The sequence below is a fragment of the Phyllobacterium sp. genome (assembly GCF_037994405.1).
In the GTDB taxonomy this organism is placed as follows: domain Bacteria; phylum Pseudomonadota; class Alphaproteobacteria; order Rhizobiales; family Rhizobiaceae; genus Phyllobacterium.
Genome location: NZ_JBBNAN010000494.1, coordinates 1 through 2,439, shown reverse-complemented (window position 1 = coordinate 2,439; position 2,439 = coordinate 1). Strand labels below are relative to the sequence as shown.

The following is a 2,439-nucleotide window of genomic DNA, read 5'->3' as shown; positions in this document are numbered from 1 at the left end:
GTTCCATTCTCTTCTCCCGTCCCTCCAGACATGTGTTCAGCCAACAACAAATAATAGTCCCGCGAGATAACCAATGCGAGCCCGGTCCGGGTCAATCGCGGCCGACCCATATGAGACCGGAGCCGGTCGAGGTCCGCTAAGCCGCTGTGGGTTTTGACTGTATTGAATCGGCGGGCTTCCTGCATTTTATTTGTTCTTGTGGCTTTGTTGTCTAGCTTTTGAATGCTGTTCGGAAGTACCGCCGCGAGTTGAACCCGATCCTTGTTGTGATCCCTTGGACCCTGCTTCTTGCTTTTGCTGGCCCGAACCGCTTCTCATTCCCTGTTGTCCAGACTTCGAATGTTCGTCTGAACCGCCACGCTTTGTATCTTTGTTTGGCATTTGATCTCTCCCAGTTGAATTATCCTCTCCGCGGGTTCAACCACCACGGGGGCCGATTGTTCCGTGAGGCCGAATGATACTGAGCAAGAAGCAGGATCGATGCGCTCACAGGGCTGGCCGTGCCCCGATTATCCTCCGGTATCGTCGTGGCTGGCGCTCAACGGCTTTGATTCAGGCGACCCTTTGTACCGCAGGAAGATTGACAAGAAGACCAGCATTGCCGTGGAGAAGAATTCGGACTGCCAGTTTTGAAAGGACTCAAACCAGAACCGCGCGCCGCCAACATAGGCAAGCAGAGACTGCGTGCTATTGCCATGGATAGCGGCTTCGGCATTCGATGATAAATGGCTGGCAAGTATATGCCCGAGGAAGGAAAGGATGAAAAAGAGCAATAAGACGAGACCAAGTGAGTATCGGTAAAGCCAACGTAACAGGGGAGAATGATTCAACCTAGCCGGGTAGGTTGGCTTGTCCTTCTCGTGCCTTTCTTCGGAGGGTCCCTCTGGGTCCCGGGATTCGGCCGATCCCTTCTGGAAGAGATATGCGGTGAGAACGACATAAGTCGCCAATTGTAACCACTCGCTCTCCCAATTTTCAAACAACGCCGACAGGAAATTTTCGTTAGTCAAGTATTGAGCGATTGATATCGCAGGCAGGCCATGTTGCTCCAGCTGTTCGTTTTCACGGTAAAGGCCGGCGACAGTCATGCCGATCATGCTTATGAGGAACGCGGTAAAAAGGGCAATGGTCAGGCCGTTGTTGCGTAGCATACGCATATCGGTTCTCCGGGGGGTAATCGATCAATTTCAGGAAAGACGCATCAACGCCTCTTCATACTTGGCCAGCTTCTCCCGCGCTGTGGGATCCTCCAAGTGCAACTTAACCTTCTCGATATTGTCTTTCAGGTCAGCGATTTTAACGCGTCGTCCAAGGCCGTTTTCTCGCGTGCGCCGGACAAAGTCGAAATACTCTTCGCCTTGGCGACGGCTGACTGAATCGATTGCTTCCAGGATGTGGCCGGGAAGTCCTTCCGAACGTAGGTTATCGAGCGACCACGCAGTTTTCTCGACGACATCATGCAGAACACCGACGATCCTTTCATCCTGCGTATCCAAGGCGAGCATCACCCGCAAAGGGTGGAAGATATACGGTTCTTTATCGTCGGCGAGGTGACCAGCATGGGCGCTGGCGGCAATTGAGATAGCGTGCTCCAAAGAGGTCATGTGGGGTCTCTCCCAGCGCTTGGTGATGACTCTCTCTAACCCTCCGGAGAACAAGGCGTTCCATCTAACATCGGTTTTCTTTCGCTGGCGCACCTATGCACAGACAGGCGCGCAGTTTGGCTATGCCACAACCTGGACAATGCCGTATTGCTATCCGCTAATGGCTGCAGTCCAGATCATTAGCGCTCGTCTTGGCCGGACAACCGGACGCGGCATTGCCGGCAACATCCGCAGCTACTATCCGGCCTCTATTGTTTACTCCTGTGTCTCGAAAGGCTTCCGGAGTCGGCCGTCCTGAAGGTAGTGGTTGAGACCGTCGAACTCGTAAACGAGCACTGGTGGCATCTGCCTGAGCGCGACGTTGTTCGGGCGAAAGTGCTCGATCGGATCGATGAGCATGTGAAAGCGATGACGCCCATACTGAACTCCTGCGCCGAAAAGTGAGCCAAACCCCGTGGCTTGGTGAGAGGGGCAATGACCACTGGCAGGCCCGGCTCGGTGGCCGGAGATTCGCGAGTAGAGCGTCAGGTCCGGGACGATCTTCTTCAGCCGCGCGTTCTCTTCCTCCAGCTGCTTCAGCCGTTTCATCTCCGGCGGCAGCATGCCGGCATATTTCTTGCGCCAGTTGAAGTAGGTCGCCTGGCTGATCCCCGCCTTGCGGCAGATCTCCGCACCGGGACGCCCTCATCACCCTGTTTGAGCACGAACGCCTTCTGTGCGTCCGAAAATTTGCGAGGCCTTCATCCTTTTCCGTTCCTTTCCCAGCCAGGAAAATCGCACGGAAAAACTCTAGCTCAAAACGGTCCAGTTTTAAGGGGTCAGATCAGTTAAGGCT

At 54.4% G+C, this 2,439-nt stretch carries 4 protein-coding genes and 2 pseudogenes; 2 read left to right on the top strand and 4 right to left on the bottom strand.

The window, feature by feature from the left end:
- Window positions 1–186 precede the first annotated feature (186 nt).
- The 3 genes from AAAC48_RS27245 to AAAC48_RS27235 all read right to left on the bottom strand — a co-directional run bounded on the left by AAAC48_RS27245 (window position 187) and on the right by AAAC48_RS27235 (window position 1,604).
- The gene (locus AAAC48_RS27245) at window positions 187–381 is read right to left on the bottom strand and encodes a hypothetical protein (protein ID WP_340657193.1); all 195 of its coding nucleotides are present in this window, start codon (window positions 379–381) and stop codon (window positions 187–189) included.
- 128 nt (window positions 382–509) lie between these two features.
- Complete coding sequence (locus AAAC48_RS27240) at window positions 510–1,157, bottom strand: DUF6766 family protein (RefSeq protein WP_340657192.1); 648 nt, start codon at window positions 1,155–1,157, stop codon at window positions 510–512.
- Between the two features lie 30 nt (window positions 1,158–1,187).
- Window positions 1,188–1,604 (bottom strand): GTP pyrophosphokinase, encoded by a 417-nt coding sequence (locus tag AAAC48_RS27235; RefSeq protein WP_340657191.1) that lies wholly within the window; start codon window positions 1,602–1,604, stop codon window positions 1,188–1,190.
- On the opposite strand from AAAC48_RS27235, the gene AAAC48_RS27230 reads away from it, so the two are divergent.
- Both AAAC48_RS27230 and AAAC48_RS27225 read left to right on the top strand, forming a co-directional pair.
- Window positions 1,603–1,902: a divalent metal cation transporter gene (locus AAAC48_RS27230; RefSeq protein WP_340657190.1), complete on the top strand. Its 300-nt coding sequence runs from the start codon at window positions 1,603–1,605 to the stop codon at window positions 1,900–1,902. The two genes, AAAC48_RS27235 and AAAC48_RS27230, sit on opposite strands and share 2 nt — an antisense overlap.
- Window positions 1,878–2,048, top strand: a pseudogene (locus AAAC48_RS27225) (type II toxin-antitoxin system HipA family toxin); the annotation flags it as partial. The gene AAAC48_RS27230 and the pseudogene AAAC48_RS27225, both read left to right, overlap by 25 nt.
- Before the next feature lie 75 nt (window positions 2,049–2,123).
- Here the strand turns inward: AAAC48_RS27225 and AAAC48_RS27220 are convergent.
- A pseudogene (locus AAAC48_RS27220) lies at window positions 2,124–2,308 on the bottom strand (transposase); the annotation flags it as partial.
- Window positions 2,309–2,439: the final 131 nt, after the last annotated feature.

What these genes read in the sequence shown, in the direction of transcription:
- AAAC48_RS27230 (WP_340657190.1), top strand. Translation starts at nt 1,603, where the DNA reads ATGTGGGGTCTCTCCCAGCGCTTGGTGATGACTCTCTCTAACCCTCCG.
- AAAC48_RS27240 (WP_340657192.1), bottom strand. Translation starts at nt 1,157, where the DNA reads ATGCGTATGCTACGCAACAACGGCCTGACCATTGCCCTTTTTACCGCG.
- AAAC48_RS27235 (WP_340657191.1), bottom strand. Translation starts at nt 1,604, where the DNA reads ATGACCTCTTTGGAGCACGCTATCTCAATTGCCGCCAGCGCCCATGCT.
- AAAC48_RS27245 (WP_340657193.1), bottom strand. Translation starts at nt 381, where the DNA reads ATGCCAAACAAAGATACAAAGCGTGGCGGTTCAGACGAACATTCGAAG.